This is a genomic window from Mesorhizobium waitakense (genome assembly GCF_056431085.1).
Genome location: NZ_JBWKME010000192.1, coordinates 139,832 through 157,140, shown reverse-complemented (window position 1 = coordinate 157,140; position 17,309 = coordinate 139,832). Strand labels below are relative to the sequence as shown.

The 17,309-nt window shown below is 64.2% G+C and carries 18 protein-coding genes; 10 read left to right on the top strand and 8 right to left on the bottom strand.

The window, feature by feature from the left end; genetic code table 11:
- Nucleotides 1–155: 155 nt before the first annotated feature.
- Nucleotides 156–953 (bottom strand): lytic murein transglycosylase, encoded by a 798-nt coding sequence (locus tag AC07FD_RS35250; RefSeq protein WP_478353570.1) that lies wholly within the window; start codon nt 951–953, stop codon nt 156–158.
- Nucleotides 954–1,100: 147 nt separating this feature from the next.
- Between AC07FD_RS35250 and AC07FD_RS35245 the strand changes: the two genes are divergently transcribed.
- From AC07FD_RS35245 to rpsP, 7 genes are all read left to right on the top strand, one after another.
- Nucleotides 1,101–2,348, top strand: coding sequence for a flavin monoamine oxidase family protein (locus AC07FD_RS35245; RefSeq protein ID WP_478353569.1), 1,248 nt, complete (start codon nt 1,101–1,103; stop codon nt 2,346–2,348).
- Nucleotides 2,349–2,513: 165 nt separating this feature from the next.
- Entirely contained in the window at nt 2,514–3,611 is a 1,098-nt protein-coding gene (locus tag AC07FD_RS35240) for a zinc-binding metallopeptidase family protein (protein ID WP_478353568.1), read from the top strand.
- Between the two features lie 63 nt (nt 3,612–3,674).
- On the top strand, nt 3,675–4,280 hold the full coding sequence (locus AC07FD_RS35235; RefSeq protein ID WP_478353567.1) for a DUF1236 domain-containing protein: 606 nt from the start codon (nt 3,675–3,677) through the stop codon (nt 4,278–4,280).
- A gap of 120 nt (nt 4,281–4,400) precedes the next feature.
- The gene (locus AC07FD_RS35230) at nt 4,401–5,393 is read left to right on the top strand and encodes a lysostaphin resistance A-like protein (protein WP_478353566.1); all 993 of its coding nucleotides are present in this window, start codon (nt 4,401–4,403) and stop codon (nt 5,391–5,393) included.
- Nucleotides 5,394–5,673: 280 nt separating this feature from the next.
- On the top strand, nt 5,674–7,275 hold the full coding sequence (ffh, locus tag AC07FD_RS35225) for a signal recognition particle protein (protein WP_478353565.1): 1,602 nt from the start codon (nt 5,674–5,676) through the stop codon (nt 7,273–7,275).
- A 7-nt stretch (nt 7,276–7,282) separates the two neighbouring features.
- Nucleotides 7,283–7,609 (top strand): chorismate mutase, encoded by a 327-nt coding sequence (locus tag AC07FD_RS35220; protein ID WP_095083976.1) that lies wholly within the window; start codon nt 7,283–7,285, stop codon nt 7,607–7,609.
- Nucleotides 7,610–7,704: 95 nt separating this feature from the next.
- A complete protein-coding gene (rpsP, locus tag AC07FD_RS35215; protein WP_107651942.1) occupies nt 7,705–8,106 on the top strand; it encodes a 30S ribosomal protein S16 in 402 nt (133 codons plus the stop codon).
- Between the two features lie 76 nt (nt 8,107–8,182).
- Here the strand turns inward: rpsP and AC07FD_RS35210 are convergent, their stop codons facing one another.
- From AC07FD_RS35210 to AC07FD_RS35200, 3 genes are all read right to left on the bottom strand, one after another.
- Nucleotides 8,183–8,710: an SRPBCC family protein gene (locus AC07FD_RS35210; protein ID WP_478353564.1), complete on the bottom strand. Its 528-nt coding sequence runs from the start codon at nt 8,708–8,710 to the stop codon at nt 8,183–8,185.
- Between the two features lie 17 nt (nt 8,711–8,727).
- Nucleotides 8,728–9,138: a DoxX family protein gene (locus tag AC07FD_RS35205; protein ID WP_478353563.1), complete on the bottom strand. Its 411-nt coding sequence runs from the start codon at nt 9,136–9,138 to the stop codon at nt 8,728–8,730.
- Between the two features lie 174 nt (nt 9,139–9,312).
- Nucleotides 9,313–10,218, bottom strand: coding sequence for a bestrophin family protein (locus tag AC07FD_RS35200; protein ID WP_478353562.1), 906 nt, complete (start codon nt 10,216–10,218; stop codon nt 9,313–9,315).
- Nucleotides 10,219–10,397: 179 nt separating this feature from the next.
- On the opposite strand from AC07FD_RS35200, the gene AC07FD_RS35195 reads away from it, so the two are divergent.
- Nucleotides 10,398–10,805 carry an ACT domain-containing protein gene (locus AC07FD_RS35195; protein WP_477392483.1) on the top strand — a complete coding sequence of 136 codons (408 nt, stop codon included), beginning with the start codon at nt 10,398–10,400 and terminating at the stop codon, nt 10,803–10,805.
- A 1-nt stretch (nt 10,806) separates the two neighbouring features.
- Here AC07FD_RS35195 and AC07FD_RS35190 read toward each other — a convergent pair whose 3' ends face one another.
- Both AC07FD_RS35190 and AC07FD_RS35185 read right to left on the bottom strand, forming a co-directional pair.
- Nucleotides 10,807–11,265, bottom strand: coding sequence for an N-acetyltransferase family protein (locus AC07FD_RS35190; RefSeq protein WP_478353561.1), 459 nt, complete (start codon nt 11,263–11,265; stop codon nt 10,807–10,809).
- 199 nt (nt 11,266–11,464) lie between these two features.
- Nucleotides 11,465–12,499 carry an aspartate-semialdehyde dehydrogenase gene (locus AC07FD_RS35185; RefSeq protein WP_477224732.1) on the bottom strand — a complete coding sequence of 345 codons (1,035 nt, stop codon included), beginning with the start codon at nt 12,497–12,499 and terminating at the stop codon, nt 11,465–11,467.
- A 444-nt stretch (nt 12,500–12,943) separates the two neighbouring features.
- Here AC07FD_RS35185 and AC07FD_RS35180 point away from each other — a divergent pair, with 444 nt between their 5' ends.
- Entirely contained in the window at nt 12,944–14,821 is a 1,878-nt protein-coding gene (locus AC07FD_RS35180) for a DEAD/DEAH box helicase (RefSeq protein WP_478353560.1), read from the top strand.
- Nucleotides 14,822–14,938: 117 nt separating this feature from the next.
- Nucleotides 14,939–15,649 (top strand): DUF805 domain-containing protein, encoded by a 711-nt coding sequence (locus tag AC07FD_RS35175; RefSeq protein ID WP_478353559.1) that lies wholly within the window; start codon nt 14,939–14,941, stop codon nt 15,647–15,649.
- On the opposite strand, the gene AC07FD_RS35170 is transcribed toward AC07FD_RS35175, so the two are convergent.
- Nucleotides 15,639–16,121 carry an N-acetyltransferase family protein gene (locus AC07FD_RS35170; protein WP_478353558.1) on the bottom strand — a complete coding sequence of 161 codons (483 nt, stop codon included), beginning with the start codon at nt 16,119–16,121 and terminating at the stop codon, nt 15,639–15,641. The genes AC07FD_RS35175 and AC07FD_RS35170 overlap by 11 nt on opposite strands.
- Before the next feature lie 4 nt (nt 16,122–16,125).
- Nucleotides 16,126–17,229 carry a 3-isopropylmalate dehydrogenase gene (gene leuB / locus AC07FD_RS35165; RefSeq protein WP_478353557.1) on the bottom strand — a complete coding sequence of 368 codons (1,104 nt, stop codon included), beginning with the start codon at nt 17,227–17,229 and terminating at the stop codon, nt 16,126–16,128.
- Nucleotides 17,230–17,309: the final 80 nt, after the last annotated feature.

Below are 17,309 nucleotides of genomic sequence, written 5' to 3'. Positions count from 1 at the left end.
ACAGCTCGGTCTCACCCGACTTTAACCAGCACCGGCGTTCCAGCCATGGCCGCGCAGGAAAGTTGCGATCGACGCTAGCACGTCAGCATCAATAGAAAAGCCCGGCACATGGCCGGGCTTTCTGCAAAACGGAGATCTTTTACAGAGACGTCTCTTCAATCGCCATCGATCGCCGTGGCGATGCGGGCGATGGCCTGTTGATAGACGCTGGCGGAATTCCAGCCGGCAATGGCGCCGATATTCGACTGCGCGCTCGCACCGGCCCGCCAGCCATGACCCTTGAGGAAGTTGGCGGTGGAAGCCAATGCAGTGGCCTTGTCGCGCAGGTTTCCGCTGCCGACGCCGTACTTCAAGACATTTCCGGGCAGGAACTGCGTGTGGCCGATCTCGCCATGTGCAGCGCCGACCGACGAGGAGGTCAACGCACCGCGATCAACCAGCTTCAGGGCCGCAATGGCATGTGGGTAAAAGAATTCCGGGCGGCGGCAATCATAGGCCAGCGTCAAAATGGCAGAGACCGTATTCTGGTTGCCCATCGCCGAACCGAAGCCAGTCTCCATTCCCCAGATGGCGAGCAGCACGCCTGGCGACACGCCATAGTTGCTTTCGATTTTGTCGAACAGCGCCGCGTTCGACTTCTTCAGCGCACGGCCTTTGGAAATGATCGCAGCGCCGCCACGGCGCTTCATGAAATCTTCCACTGAGCCGCTGAAAGCCTTGTGAATGCCGCGGTCGACGGAGATGGTCCTTGTTGCGTAGGTCGCGCCGGCCAGAGCTGCAAGACCCTTGGGGCCCACACCTTCGGCCCTGGCCTCCGCGGCGAACTCCGGCTTCCAGGCTTCGAAGCCGGCGCCAGTCTTGCCACAGCTGGCCGCCGCCTGTGCGCCCGTCGCCAGCGCAAGCACCGCCACCATCGCGGTCACAAAAATCCTACCCTTGGCAAGTAATGCCATGCTTTTCTCTCCTGATTGCCTGAATCACGTCCCGTTTGCGAATTTGCCAGCGAAACCCGCACTTGTCACTGTCTCTGCTGCAGTGCTGGCGAATGCCGGGGAATTTGCCTACGATCAAGTGAATATTGTGGCGGGGGCGAAAAAGCCATGGAAGACGTTGATGTCGTGATCATCGGCGCCGGCTCGGCGGGTCTGGCCGCGGCCAGGACCTTGCAGGCAGCCGGCCTCTCCTTCAAGCTGCTCGAAGCGATGGGCCGCATCGGCGGCCGCGCATGGACCAGCGACCAGCATTTCGGCATCCCCTTCGACATCGGCTGCGCCTGGCTGCACGCCGCCGACCGCAACCCCTATTTTCCAGAAGCCCAGGCGGCCGGCTGGACGCTGCATCACCACGACATGAATGTCGACCATCTCTATTATCGCAAGCGCAAGGCAAGCGAGGCCGAGGAAGCCGAGATGAAGGCGGCCGACGCACGGCTGTTGGAATTGCTGGCCAAGCATGAGGTGAAGGAGGGCGACGACGACCGGCTTTCGGCGTTGCTCGCCAAGGGCCATGCACCGCGCGCCGCGGCAACCTTCGCCGGGCCGATGGATTTCGGGGCCGACGAGGACGAGATTTCGATCCTCGACTTTCAGGCAGCCGCCGACCTCGACCCCAACTATTTCAGCAAGGAAGGCTTTGGCGCGCTGGTCGCCCGTTTCGGCGTCGACCTGCCGGTCGAATTGTCGACGCCGGTGCGCAGGATTCTCTGGGACGTGCCAGGCGTCGCCTGCGTCACCGATCGCGGCACCGTTCGTGCCAAAGCGGTCATCGTCACGGCCTCGCCGGCGGTGCTCGCCTTTGAGGAGATCGAATTCTCGCCCGCCCTTCCCGACACGCATTTTGGCGCCTTTTTCGACCTGCCGATGGGCATGCTGACCAAATTGCCGGTCGAGATCCGGGGCACGAGGCTTGGCCTTCAGCCCTTCGACGACCTTTTGATCGAGCGCATGGCCCGGCACGACATCTATTTCCTGTGCTTCCCCTTCGACCTCGACCTGATGGTCGGTTTCGTCGGCGGTGACTTCGCCTGGGAGATGTCGGCAGCGGGTGAGGCGGCGGGCATCGACTTCGTCGTCGACCGTCTGTGCGGCATTTTCGGCAGCGACACCCGCAAGCACGTGGCGCGCGCCATGATGACCAATTGGGGCGGCGAGCGCTTCGTGCGCGGCGCCTATGCTGCGGCCCGACCCGGCCGGTCGCTGGCCCGTGCGACGCTGATGCAGCCGGTGGCGGAAAAAATCTTCTTCGCCGGCGAGCACCTCGCTGGTTCGCTCATCCAGACCTGCGGCGGGGCGCGGCTGTCGGGCGAAGCGGTGGCAAGACAGGTCGCCGCCCAGCTTGCGGCGAAATAGGACATGATCCCGAGCCGAAGGACCACGCCGGCGAAGTGGAACCCGGTTTTCGGGAAGATCGTGTTCGAACAAACAGCCCGATCGATGTGGAACACCGACCGGCGGTTCGCGTTGGGCACGGGCCGCCGTGCACCTATATGCTGGCTCTGAAGGTTTGAGACCAACATGAAACTCTTCGACTGCCCGCATTGCGGCCACCGTCTCTATTTCGAGAACGCCCAGTGCCTGAATTGCTCAAGCCTCGTGCTCTACGATCCCGGGCATGCGCGTTTTGCGCTGTCGGGTGTCGACGGCATCTTCCAGTGCACCAACGCGGATGAATGCGCCTGCAACTGGATGGCCGAGCCGGGACAGGCTTTTTGCCGCGCCTGCGTGCTGAACCAGCTGATCCCGGATCTGTCGGTCGACGGTAATCGCCGCCGCTGGATCCGCGTCGAGGCGGCGAAGAAGCGCGCCATCTATTCGCTTCTCGCCTTCGGGCTGCCGGTTGCGCCCAAGCAGAACCCTGCCGACGAGGTCGGCCTTGCCTTCGACTTGCTGGCCGATCCGATCGGCGGCGGTCCTGGCGGCGAGCGCATCCTGACCGGCCACGACAATGGCCTGATCACGCTCAACGTCGCCGAGGCCGACTCGGCCGAGCGCGAAAGGCGGCGCATCGAGATGGGCGAGAACTATCGCACCTTGCTTGGCCATTTTCGCCACGAACTCGGCCATTACTACTGGGACCGCCTGATCCGCGACGATCCGCAAAGGCTGGAGGCTTTTCGCGCGCTATTCGGCGACGAACGCGCCGATTACGAACAGGCGCTGAAGACCTATTACGCCAACGGCGCGGCGCCCGACTGGCAGCAAAGCCACATCTCGGCCTATGCCACCTCACATCCGTGGGAGGACTGGGCGGAAACCTGGGCCCACCATCTGCACATCACCGATACGCTGGAAATGGTCCATGCGCTGAACTTCCCGCTCGGCCAGCTGGAGACCGTGGAGGCCAACCACTTGCCGCGAGGCGACACCGGCGGTGGACTGCAGGCGGCGCCATCGGAGCCTGCCGCAGCACCTGAGCCTTTCGAAAGGATCCTCGCCCGCTGGCTGGTGCTGTCGGAAGCCTCCAATTCGATCAACCGCTGCATGGGCCTGCCTGACCTCTACCCCTTCGTCATTTCAGACGTCACGGCGCGGAAATTGGCCTTCGTTCACGAACTTCTGACCGATTTGCCAAAGGAAGCCGGAACAAATCGTGAGTTGGCGCAGGCGTTTTAGCGGGAACGCATGCGCCGCTGCCCCGTTTTCGCTGGCGAGGGACCATGAAAACGGAGAGAAACCATGAGATCCGTATTGTTTCCCGCAGTCGCCGGAATGCTGACGATCATGTCGGGCGCCGCGTTTGCCGACACCGCCGTCTCCGCCGTCACCGATCTTAACGTGCGCGCCGGCCCCGGTCCGCAATATCCGGTGATCGGCGTCCTCGCCGCCGGCCAGTCGGCGACGCTGAATGGCTGCATCGAAAACAGCAAATGGTGCACCATCGCCGAAGCCGGGGGCCAGGGCTGGGTCTATTCCGACTATGTGACGGCTGATTTCGGCGGCAGCCGGGTGGTGCTGACGCAACGGCCGCACGGTTCCAGCATTGCCGTCGTGTCGCCGCCTGCCGACATTGGCGACTACTCGACCGACTACACCGGAGCGATCATCGCCAGTGATCCGCTCAACGATGCCTTTCCCCCACCTCCGACCGAGGTCAGAACCTATGTCGACACGCATCGCCTCGACCCCGTCTATCTCGATGGCGAGGTGGTGACCGGCGCGACCTTGCCCGACACGGTCGAGCTGCGCGAAATTCCGGACTACAGCTATCGCTATGTCTATGTGAACGGCCAGCCGGCACTGGTCGATCCGTCGACACGACGCATCATGTACGTGGTGCGTTGACGTTAACGAGGTGACCGCTGCTGAGCGCAGCGGCGGTCGCCTTCTCGCATGTCGCCACGTCGGATCGGTTCGAGCGACTCGCCGAAGTCGCTCGCGCGCGAGACAGCGATCTCCTAGATCATGCGACCCGAAGCACTTGCCCAAGGAATTCGCGTGATCGACCCTGCCGCCTTCGAACGTTACCGGCATTCGCCGAACGCCAGGACGACGTTGCCGCGCCTGTTCCTCGGAACGGCGATCGTCGTCCTGTTCTGGGCCGCAACGACCGTGGCCGTGCTGTTCGGCGGCGCCTATCTCTTCTTCACCTGGCAGGCATCGGCGGCTCCGTCACCCGATGGAGCGATGCAGGACTTCCTCGCCTCGCCGATCGGCATCCTCACCGCGCTCGCCTCTTTTGCCGGCATCTGGATCGGCCTGTGGATCGCCATGCGCTGGGTGCACCGCGAGAAGCTGTCGACACTGGTCGGCAATAGCCGTCGTGTGTCGCGGTCGGGCTTCCTCAAGGGGCTGATCGCGGTGCTGATCACCTCGTTTCTGTCCGAAATCCTGCTTTATCTTCTGCAGCCCGAGATTGCGCGCGGCCCGATCAGCCTGTCGTCCTGGCTGCTGTTCCTGATCCCGATCGTCGCGCTCACCTTGCTGCAGACATCTTCGGAAGAGGTGCTGTTTCGCGGCTATCTGCTGCGCGGTCTCGCCAACCGGTTCAAGAGCCCGATCATCTGGGCGCTGCTGCCGGCCCTGCTGTTCACCTCGCTGCATTGGAGCAACAGCGCCTCGGCCGCCATCAACGCCTGCGTGCTGGCCTCGGTCGCCGCTTTCGCGCTGCTTTTGACGCTTGTGGTCTATGCCACCGGCAATCTCGGGGCTGCCTTCGGCGCCCATCTCGGCAACAATCTGACCGGCTTCCTGCTGATCTCGCACCAGCAGAGCTACAATTCCTTCGCCTTGTTCGTGGCCAAGCCGCTCGAAGGGCCCGGCTGGATGGTGTCGGATGCAATTCTGATTGCCTTAATCGGCATCGCCTGCAGCCTGCTGACGGTTGCGTTGCTGCTGCATCCACGCTCGGTCCTGAAGGTCACGGCCGACCGTTCGGAAGCGAGCGGCGCGAATTGATTCCGCTCGGCGCGACGCGATCGGCATGGGCGTCAACCAGGCCTTGTCTTGACTCTGCCGCAGATTTCCTGTCTACACGCCCCGAATTCCGCGACGAGTATCCCTCCGAGCAAGCCGACCAGGACGCCGAAACCTCTTTGAGGTGAAGTGCTGTAAATCGATCCTGGAGGCCAACACCCGGCAGCGCTGAGCGCCCCCGGGTGGTTTTGGCTTTTGCTTGGACACTTGGCGCGAACGCATTACCTCTCGGGTCGAATGAACCGAGATCGAAGGACGCAAGATGTTTGAATCGCTGCAAGAGCGCCTTGGCTCCATCCTGAACGGCCTGACCGGCCGCGGCGCGCTGTCGGAGGCTGATGTCTCGGCCGCGCTGCGCGAGGTGCGCCGTGCGTTGCTCGAAGCCGACGTGGCGCTGGAAGTGGTGCGCTCCTTCACCGACAAGGTGCGCGAGAAGGCCGTCGGCGCCGCCGTGGTCAAGTCGATCAAGCCCGGCCAGATGGTCGTCAAAATCGTCCATGACGAGCTGGTCGAGATGCTCGGCGCCGAGGGCGTCGCCATCGACCTCAACGCGCCGGCCCCGGTCGTCATCATGATGGTCGGCCTGCAGGGCTCCGGCAAGACGACCACGTCGGCCAAGATCGCCAAGCGCCTTTCCGAGCGTCAGAACAAGAAGGTTCTGATGGCCTCGCTCGACACGCGCCGCCCCGCCGCGCAGGAGCAGCTCCGCCAGCTCGGCGAGCAGGTCAAGGTGGCGACGCTGCCGATCATCGATGGCCAGTCGCCGGTCGACATCGCCCGGCGCGCCGTCCATGCGGCCAAGCTCGGCGGCCATGACATCGTCATCCTCGACACCGCCGGCCGCACCCATATCGACGAGCCACTTATGGTCGAGATGGCCGACATCAAGAAGGTGTCGAGCCCGCACGAGATCCTGTTGGTCGCCGACTCGCTGACCGGCCAGGACGCCGTCAACCTGGCCAAGAGCTTCGACGAGCGCGTCGGCATCACCGGCCTAGTGCTGACCCGCATGGACGGCGACGGCCGTGGCGGTGCTGCCCTTTCCATGCGCGCCGTCACCGGCAAGCCGATCAAGCTGATCGGCACCGGCGAAAAGATGGACGGGCTGGAGGAATTCCACCCCAAGCGCATCGCCGACCGCATCCTCGGCATGGGCGACATTGTTTCGCTTGTCGAAAAAGCAGCCGAGAACATCGACGCCGAGCAGGCGGCGGCGATGGCCAAGAAGATGCAGTCGGGCAAGTTCGACCTGAACGACCTCGCCGGCCAGCTTCAGCAGATGTCGAAAATGGGTGGCATGGGCGGCATCATGGGCATGATGCCCGGCATGGGCAAGATGAAGGACCAGATGGCTGCCGCCGGTCTCGACGACAAGATGTTCGGCCGCCAGCTCGCCATCATCTCGTCGATGACCAAGGCCGAGCGCGCCAACCCCGATATCCTCAAGCACTCGCGCAAGAAGCGCATCGCCGCCGGTTCCGGCACCGACGCTGCCGAGATCAACAAGCTCCTAAAGATGCATCGCGGCATGGCCGACATGATGAAGGCGATGGGCGGCAAGGGCAAAGGCGGCGGCCTGATGCGCGGCATGATGGGCGGCCTTGCCTCCAAGATGGGCCTCGGCGGCATGATGCCGGGCATGGGCGGCATGGGCGGCGGCATGCCCGACCTGTCGAAGATGGATCCCAAGCAGCTCGAAGCCTTGCAGAAGCAGGCGCAGGCGGCCGGCCTCGGCGGCATGAAGGGCCTGCCCGGTGGTCTTCCCGGCGGCGGTGGCCTGCCAGGTCTGCCCGGCGGTATGAAGCTTCCGGGACTTCCCGGCATGGGCGGCGGCGGACTGCCCGGGCTTGGCAAGAAGAAGTGAGGACGCGATGAACGAAGAAAAGGACATGGCCGACGCACGCACGATCCTGGCCGACTATCGCGCCTCGATCGACAACATCGATGCGGCACTCATCCACATGCTGGCCGAGCGCTTCCGCTGCACCAAGGCGGTCGGCGTGCTGAAGGCGACGCATGGCTTGCCGCCGGCCGACCCGGCACGCGAGCAGCAGCAGATCGCCCGCCTTCGCCAGTTGGCGAAGGATGCGCATCTCGACCCGGATTTCGCGGAAAAATTCCTCAACTTCGTCGTCCGCGAAGTGATCCGCCACCACGAACAGATCGCCGCTTCCAACGGTGTGACGAAAGCCGGCTGAGAAACCAGTGCATATCGCCCAAAACTGCGCAGCGGCTTTGGGATAACGAAAACCACAAACCAACTAACGAAATCAGAGTTTTTAGGAGAAAAGAAATGCCCTTGAAGATCCGACTGGCCCGTGCGGGCTCGAAGAAGCGTCCTTACTACCACGTTGTCGTCGCCGATGCCCGTTCGCCGCGCGACGGCCGTTTCATCGAGTCGCTCGGCTCGTGGAACCCGCTGCTGCCCAAGGACGGCGAGCGCGTCAAGGTCGACGCCGACCGCGTCAAGCATTGGCTGTCGCATGGCGCCCAGCCGACCGACCGCGTGCTGCGCTTCCTCGACGAGGCCGGCCTTGCCAAGCGCGACGCCCGCTCCAACCCGAAGAAGGCCGAGCCGGGCAAGAAGGCGCAGGAACGGGCTGCTCTGCTGAAGAAGGCGCAGGAAGACGCTGCCGCCGCTGTCGCGGCCGCTGCAGCTGCGCCGGCCGAGGCGGAAGCTGCCACCGCCGAATAAGTATGCCGTATTGCATTCACGAAAACGGCGGGCCTGTGCCCGCCGTTTTTGTTTGAACGCTAACCGCCCCCTAAGTCTATTTTTCGCCGAGGCGCTTCAGATTGGCGAGACCGGCCTCGAAATCCTTGCCGATCAGCGTGTCGAAGTTCATGAACAGGCCCATCAGCTTGGCGATGAAGGGCCGGCTACCGCGCATCGCCCAGGTGACGGCGGTGTTGTCGCCGGAGGGCGTCAGGGTGAAGTCGACGCTGTTGTTGGCCCTGAACGGCTTCTCGAAGTCGAGCTTGAGCAACACCAGCGAGGACGGCACCGAATTCGTGATCTCCATGCGCCCCTTGCCGGCCTTGGCATTGCCTTCCCAGGCATAGGCCGCGCCCTTGCCGCTTGTCGGGCCGGAGAGCGTGCGCTTCATCTGAGGGTCGAGTTTTTCGTAAGGCGACCATGTTGGCCAGCGGCTGAAATCGTTGATCAGCGGAAAGATCGCTTCCGGCGGGGCCTTGATGCTGGCCGTGCGGGTGGTGACGAAATCGTTTGGCCGTGTTGCCGCATAGATAAGCACGGCGGCGATGATGACGACCAGGATGATGAGGATGGTGCCGAACATTTTTCTCTCCTTCGTATCTATCGGCTGAACGGGATCAGTGCGCGCACCCGGGGGTCGCGCAGGTACAGGCCGCCCCACAGGATGACGCCGAGATAGACGCCGAACAGCGTGTGCGAGAACAGCGGGTTGTCGACACGCACATTGGTGGCGATGGCGCCGCCCATATAGGCGGTGAGCAGGATGGCGCCGAGCACCGAGGTGCGCGGCAGGGCGTAGAGCGCGGTCGAGATCAAGCCGATGACGCCGAGCATGCGCGCGACATTTACGTCTGCCGTCCAGCCGAGCGGCACCATCGTCTGCGTGACGATGTCGAGAGGCGGCAGTTTGATGACGCCGTCGAAGATCATGAACAGCACGATGACGCCGCTGAGGGCGCGGCCGGTCCACAGGGCGCCCGCCGAGACGGGCGCGGTTTCGGAAATGCTCATGGTGTTCCCTCCTGGTGTTTCCAGCCCTATTCACTGGGGTCGAAACAAGGACGTGCCAGGAGGCCGTGATCCGACAGGGGTAGGATTCTTTTTGACTTAGTGACAGCAAGGCCGTTCTGTAGCGATCCTTCCATCCAACGCCCACGTTCTGCGCCGCGGCGACAGGCAGAGCTCCTACGAAAAATAGAACTTCTCGGCCGGTAACATTTTCGGCGGCGTTTCGCCCAGCGCTTCGAATACCGAGATTTCGCAGACGCGGCAGAGACCGTCGAGGGCGAGGTCGTTGGCCTCGGTGCCGAACGGATCCTCGAGTTCTTCGGAAAGCGCGTCGAGGCCGAAGAAGGTGTAGGCGATCAGCGCCGTGAACAGCGGCGTTGCCCAGCCGGTGGTCGAGATCAGCCCGATGGGCAGAAGCAGGCAGACGATGTAGGCCGTGCGATGCACCAAAAGCGTATAGGCGAAGGGCAAGGGCGTGCCGGCGATGCGCTCGCAGCCCGCCTGGATGGCGGTGATCGATGCCAGCCTTTCATCGAGGATGCGGAACCCGATCGGATCGAGCTGACCGGCCCGACGCTGCGCGTTGGCGCGCCGGCCCATGCGCCTGACCATCTCGTCCGCCGGGTTGGCGAAGTTCGCGGCCGTGTCGGCCTCGGTAGCAATGAAGGCGCGGGCGTCCTTCATGCTGTCGATCTTGCGCAACTGGCCGCGCAGGAAATGACAGAAGGCGAGCGCCTCCATCAGCAGCGCGCGCTGTTCGGCCGGATCGGCGATGAGACTGGTGGTGGCGCGCGCCAGATTGCGGATTTCGAAGACCAGCGTGCCCCACAATTTGCGCGCCTCCCACCAGCGGTCGTAGGCGGCGTTGTTGCGAAACGACAGATAGATCGACAACGTGACGCCAACCAACCCAAAAGGCGTGATGTTGAAGACGCTGAAATCGAGATGGAACTGGCGCGCCACGGCAAGGATGACCGCGGAATAAACCGCGAAACCCAGGATCTGCGGCAGGATGCGTGGCACCACCGAACCGCGCATGACGAAGAACAGCTGCAGGAAGGTGGGGCGCGGGCGAACGATCATCGAAAGACCTTTTCACGGACCGGCATCGGCCCTCAGCATCGCTATTGTGTGAGGCAACAGGCGGGCAAGCTCAGCCGTCAGCGACATCGCCATGTCGTGCGTGCAGTTTGCGGACTATCGGCATGCTTCGGCGGAAGATATTGAAGGGCCTGCGTCCTGTACAGGCGAGAGAGGAAAAAATGCCCGGCGAGACCGATCTGAAGACACTGCTGGCATCGATGACGCCGGAACTGCTGGCCGGCACCTATGTCTTCGCCACGCTGGCGCCCGGCATTGCCCAGCCGGAAGGCCTCGCACCGATGATGATCTTTCGCGAGCGCGAGGGCGTGACGCTGATCGTGACCGAGGATGCGGCCAGCGCTGCGGGGCTGACCGCTTCTTTCCGCTGCCGGATGGTGACGCTGAACATCCATTCGTCGCTGGAAGCCGTCGGCTTCCTCGCCGCCATTACCACACGGCTGGCCGCCGCTGGCATGGGCGTCAACCCGGTCTCGGCTTTCTATCACGATCATCTGTTCGTCCCTGCCGACCGGGCAGAGGAGGCGCTGGATTTGCTGCGCCAGCTGGCCAAAGACAGCGCCGGCTGAGTCAGCGCCTGCGGACAAAGAGGATGTCGGGCAGGCCTTCCTCGTTGTTGGTGCCGTCGCCAAAGCCCTCCGCAATGAAGCCATGGCGCTCATAGAAGCGCCGGGCGCCGGTATTGGCTTGGAAGCAGTGCAGCCTGACCACCGGCAGGGCAGTGGTCGTCTCCATCAGCAACCGGCTGCCGATGCCTTGTCCCGTCCAAGCCGGATCGAGATAGAGCTGCTCCACCCAGTCACTGCCGACGGCAATGAAGCCGACAATTGCCATGCCGGCCTCAGCGACCGTCACCTGCTGCCGTGGCAGCACGACATCGCAGATGAAGCCAAGGTCCTCCGCCGGCGTATGGATGACCGGTATCCAGTCGAACGACCCAAGCGCCGCCCGCATGATCTTCGCGATGGCGGCTGCGTCCGAACCGATGGCCGGACGCAGGATGATATCTACGGGCTGAGTGTTAGTCATGAAGGGAACGCCAACGTCTCACTCCGCTGGAACACCGCTCATCCGTCTCGGCGCTACGCGCCGATCCACCTTCTCCCACAAGGGGAGAAGGAAGAAACGCCCCGGCCAAAGGCCGAGCCCGCGACCGCGGGCCGCCGGCTTTCCGGCGCCCACGCGGAGGGCCCGCCGCGGCAGCGGCGATATGGCCCGTGAGCGAAACCTAAGCCGCCTTCTTCTTCGGCTGGATCAGGCCGCGCTCGACCAGCAGCTCGGCGATCTGCACCGCGTTGAGCGCCGCGCCCTTGCGCAGATTGTCCGCGACGATCCACATCGACAGGCCGTTGTCGATGGTCGAATCCTCGCGGATGCGCGAGATGAAGGTGGCGTCCTCGCCGGCCGATTCCAGCGGCGTGATGTAGCCGCCGTCCTCGCGCTTGTCCAAGACCTGGCAGCCTGGCGCCTCGCGCAGGATATCGCGCGCCTCGTCGGCGGTGATCGGCTTTTCGAACTCGATGTTGACCGCTTCCGAATGGCCGATGAACACCGGCACGCGCACGCAGGTCGCCGTCAGCTTGATCTTGGGGTCGAGCATCTTCTTGGTCTCGGCCACCATCTTCCACTCTTCCTTGGTGAATCCGTCGTCGAGGAAGACGTCGATATGCGGAATGACGTTGAAGGCAATGCGCTTGGTGAACTTCTTGACGTCGACCTGGTCGGCGACGAATACGGCGCGGGTCTGCGTGAACAGCTCGTCCATACCTTCCTTGCCTGCGCCCGACACCGACTGGTAGGTGGCGACGACGACGCGCTTGATGGTGGCGACATCGTGCAGCGGCTTCAGCGCCACCACCAGCTGCGCTGTCGAGCAGTTCGGGTTGGCGATGATGTTCTTGCGCGTGAACAGCGAGATCGCGTCCGGGTTCACTTCCGGCACGATCAGCGGCACGTCCTGGTCGTAGCGGAAGGCCGACGAATTATCGATGACGACGCAGCCCTGCTTGCCGATCTTGGGCGACCATTCCTTCGAGACGTTGCCGCCGGCCGACATGATGCAGATGTCGGTGTCGGAAAAATCATACTGGTCGAGCGCCCTGACCTTCAGCGTGCGGTCGCCGAACGACACTTCGGTGCCCTGGCTGCGCCGCGAGGCCAGCGCCACAACTTCGCTCACTGGAAAGCCGCGCTCTTCCAGTATGTTGAGCATTTCCCGGCCCACATTGCCCGTGGCACCGACGATCGCAACCTTGAAACTCATGAAGATCTCCTGTCCCTCTCCGCTCGGTTTTTGGAGAAAACCCGCCGGCCGAAGCGGGTTCCGTCCCCCGGGCCGGACCCGGGAGAGGGTGGTTAGGCCAAGGGAATCACACCGTTTTGGTGGTGGTTTTGCCAGTTTTGGCCAAGAACACGGTTTTGCTGGAACGAGAAGACGCGACAACGCGCCCGGCCCAATGATTTGCATTGTGGCCAGGGAAATCGAATGCAAGAGGAGCCATCAAAAGGCCGCGCATCGAAACCGTCCTGTTCGGTGCCGGCTTTTACGCGGTTTGCGTCAAGAGTCAATTGCCCTGCCGGCCGGCCACTTGCCCTGTACAATGGTGGCGGCAAGAAGTACGAACAGCCAAGATTGTTTGGCTGGCGCTGCGTCAGCCCCGGCACGTGCTCGATGGCGAGCGCAGACCCCGAATTCCGAAAGAGTGAGATGTCCAACTTCGAAGCTATTGTCCCAGCGCTTGCCAGGGCGCTGGAAAAGCGCGGCTATTCCGAACTGACGCCGGTGCAAAAGGCGGTCCTGGCGCCCGAACTGGGGCAGGCCGATGCGCTGGTGTCGGCGCAGACCGGCTCCGGCAAGACGGTGGCCTTCGGCCTCGCCCTGGCGCCGACCCTGCTGGGCGACGCGGAGCGCTTTGCCCAGGCCGCGGCGCCGCTGGCGCTGGCGGTGGCGCCGACACGCGAGCTGGCGCTGCAGGTGACGCGCGAGCTGGAATGGCTCTACGAGCTGACCGGCGCCACGGTGGCGTCCTGCGTCGGCGGCATGGACATGCGCACCGAGCGGCGCGCGCTGGAGCGCGGCGCCCACATCGTCGTCGGCACGCCCGGCCGCCTGCGCGACCACATCACGCGGCACTCGCTCGACATGTCGGCGCTCAAGGCCGTGGTGCTGGACGAAGCCGACGAAATGCTCGATCTCGGCTTTCGCGAGGACCTCGAATTCATCCTCGACGCCGCACCAGCCGAGCGCCGGACGCTGATGTTCTCGGCCACCGTGCCGCGCTCCATCGCCACGCTCGCCCAGGGCTATCAGCGCGATGCCGTGCGCATCTCGGCCGCCGGCGAGGAAAAGCAGCATCTCGACATCGAATACCGGGCGCTGAGCGTTGCCCAGGCCGACCGCGAGAACGCCATCATCAACGTGCTGCGCTTTTATGAGGCCAAGAACGCGCTGGTGTTCTGCAACACGCGTGCCGCCGTCAACCATCTCACCGCGCGCTTCAACAACCGCAACTTTTCCGTCGTCGCGCTGTCGGGCGAACTCAGCCAGAACGAGCGCAGCCATGCGCTGCAGGCAATGCGCGACGGCCGCGCCAAAGTCTGCATCGCCACCGACGTCGCAGCGCGCGGCATCGACCTGCCCAATCTCGAGCTGGTAATCCACGCCGACCTGCCGACCAACCCGGAGACGCTGCTGCACCGCAGCGGCCGGACCGGACGCGCCGGCCGCAAGGGCGTCAGCGCGCTGATCGTGCCCAACAGCGCCCGCAAGCGCACCGAACGGCTGTTGCAGAATGCCGGCCTCAAGGCGACATGGGCCAGCCCGCCCTCGGCTGACGACGTGCTGCGCCGAGACGATGAGCGCATCCTTGCCGACCCCGCCTTCAGCGAGCCTGTGAAGGATGAGGAACGCGGCTTCATCGGTGAGCTTCTCGAAAAGCATGGCGCCGAACAGGTGGCGGCGGCCTTCGTGCGCCTGTGCCGTTCAAGCCGCTCGGCGCCGGAAGATCTCCTGGAAATCGCGCCGTTCACGCCGTCTCGTGAAAGACCGGCGGGCGAAAACTTCGCACGCCGCGATGAAGCGCCCAGCCGCCGCGACGATTTCGGCGCCAGCGTCTGGTTCTCGCTGTCGATCGGACGCCGGCAGAATGCCGAGCCGCGCTGGCTGATCCCGATGCTGTGCCGCGCCGGCAGCATCAGCAAGCGCGAGATCGGCGCCATCAAGATGCAGCCGGAAGAGACCTTCGTGCAAATCGCGGCCGACTGGGCCGACCGCTTCCTGGCGGCGATCGGTCCCGATCGCAAATTGCAGAACAACATCGTGGTGAAGCGGCTGGACGGCACGCCCGACCTGTCGCGGGCCGGCTATCAGCCGCCAGGCCCCGACAAGAAACCGCATCGCGGCAAGGCGCCTTTCGACCCGAACGTGCCGAAGCGCAAATTCGAGAAGCGTGCACCGGCACCGGCATCGGCTGATCAGCGCCCCGCCGCATTCGAGGCAAAGCCGTGGGCCAAAAAGCCGGGCAAGCCGAAGTTCGAAAACACCGGCGCCCCGAAACACAAGAAGGCGAAGAAGCGGCCCTCGTAGGGCCTGGGGGCGGCTTCACCTGCCCGCAAGACGTTGGGCCGCATCCCAACGCGGCCTTGCCCATAGGCGCGGCCCTGTGTCACATCTTGGCCGGGACGTGGCGAGAGGGGGCAGGATATGCGCGGCGAAGTGCTTCATTATGACGAGGAGCAGGGCTTCGGCTTCATCACCGGAGCCGACGGCAACCGCTACACCTTCACCCGCGAGAACCTGCGCCGGCAAACCGCCATGTCCAAGGGCACGGCCGTCGAGTTCCAGCCGGGCGGCGGGCAGGCGCGCGACGTCTTTCCGATCGCCGCCCAGACCGCAGCCCCGGCCGTCGACGCCGGCACGAGCGCCGCGCAGCCTCAGGCCGGCAATAAAGCTGCGGCCGGTGCACCCCAGGCCCAGCATTTCGGTCGCTCCTCCGGGCCTGCCGAACCCACCGATTTGTGGAGCTATTTCTGGCGCGGCGTGACGCGGAACTACTTCAACTTCGCCGGCCGCGCCCGCCGTAAGGAATATTGGGGCTACTGCCTGTTCTGGACGGTTTGCCTGCTGATCATCGGCGGCATCGGTCTGTTCACCGATACGGATATGGGCCATTTCGACAGCGACGTATCGGCGGCGGTGACCGTTGGCCTGTGCGGCACCTTCCTGCTTGCGACATTTCTGCCCAGCCTCGGCATGATCGTCCGCCGGCTGCACGACATCGGCCTGTCGGGCTGGCTCAGTCTGGTGATCCTCATCCCCACCATCGGCAGCCTGATCATCCTGGTCTTCGCGCTGATTCCGACGCAGGCCCGGGAAAACCAGTGGGGACCGGTGCCGGCGGGCGTCAGGATTTAGCCGCCGTAAGCGCCTCGCCCGAAAGCCTGAGAAAGACCTTTTGGCCGTGGCGCTCGGCGCCGAGCCGGTCGTAGAACCGCAGCGCGCCCTCGTTCCAGTCCTCGGTAGTCAAGTCGATACGGCCGATGCCATGGCGCCGGCAATGGCCGGCGAGAAAGCCGATCAGCGCCCGGCCGACACCAGCGTTGCGAGCCTTGTCGCGCACGAACAGGTCCTTGAGGAACAGCAACCGCTCGAGATCGATGCCGGGATGCGCGATCGCCACCGAGGCTAGGCCGCTGACCTCGCTCTCGACGAAGGCCATCGCGAAATGCGGATAGGCCGGGCTTTCCTCGCCGAGCCATTTCCGCGCCGCTAACAAGGCCCGCTCATGGTCGAGCGGCGGCTGTCGGTAGTGCACGGCCATCTCGCACAGTATGGTGGCGAGCGCCGTCGCGTCGTCGATCGTCGCCCAGCGGACGTCGACCGGCACGCGATCAGCCGAGGAATTTGGCGATGATCGCGTCGCCCATCTCAACGGTGCCGACCTCGGTCATGCCCTCGGACAGGATGTCCTTGGTGCGCAAGCCCTGGTCGAGCACGGCGGCGATCGCGCCTTCCACACGGTCGGCTTCATCGACCATGCCGAAGGAATAGCGCAGGCACATCGCGAACGAGGCGATCATGGCGATCGGGTTGGCGATGCCCTTGCCGGCGATGTCCGGCGCCGAGCCGTGTACCGGCTCGTACAGCGCCTTGCGCTTCTTGGTCTTCACATCAGGCGCGCCGAGCGAAGCCGACGGCAGCATGCCGATCGAACCGGTGAGCATGGCGGCGATGTCGGACAGCATGTCGCCGAACAGATTGTCGGTGACGATGACGTCGAACTGTTTTGGCCAGCGCACCAGCTGCATGCCGCCGGCATCGGCCAGCATGTGGTCGAGCTTGACGTCGGCGTAGCGTGCCTTGTGGGTCTGGGTGACGACCTCGTTCCACAGCACGCCCGACTTCATCACGTTGCGCTTTTCCATCGAGGTGACGTGGTTCTTGCGGGTGCGGGCGAGTTCGAACGCAACGCCCGAAATGCGCTCGATCTCGAACGTATCGTAGACCTGCGTGTCGATGCCGCGCTTCTGGCCGTTGCCGAGATCGATGATCTGCTTGGGTTCGCCGAAATAGACGCCGCCGGTCAGCTCGCGCACGATCAATATGTCGAGGCCTTCGACCACCTCCTGCTTGAGCGACGAGGATGCGGCGAGCGCCGGATAGCAGATGGCGGGGCGCAGATTGGCGAACAGCTCCATGTCCTTGCGCAGCCGCAGCAGGCCGGCTTCGGGGCGCACCTCGTAAGGCACCGCATCCCATTTCGGCCCGCCGACGGCGCCGAACAGCACTGCGTCGGCCGCCATTGCCTTTTCCATGTCGGCATCGGAAATCGCTGCGCCATGCGCATCGTAGGCGCAGCCGCCGACCAGACCGTCCTCGGTGGCAAAGCCGCTGCCGAGCTTGTCGTTCATGACGGCGATCAGCTTCTTGACCTCGGCCATCGCCTCCGGACCGATGCCGTCGCCGGCGAGCAGGAAAAGATGCTTCGTTGCCATGGAGAACCGTCCTGGAAAGAATTGAACCGCGGCCTTGCTAAACGCCAAGCGCCCGGCGCGCAAGCCTGCGCGTTACAACG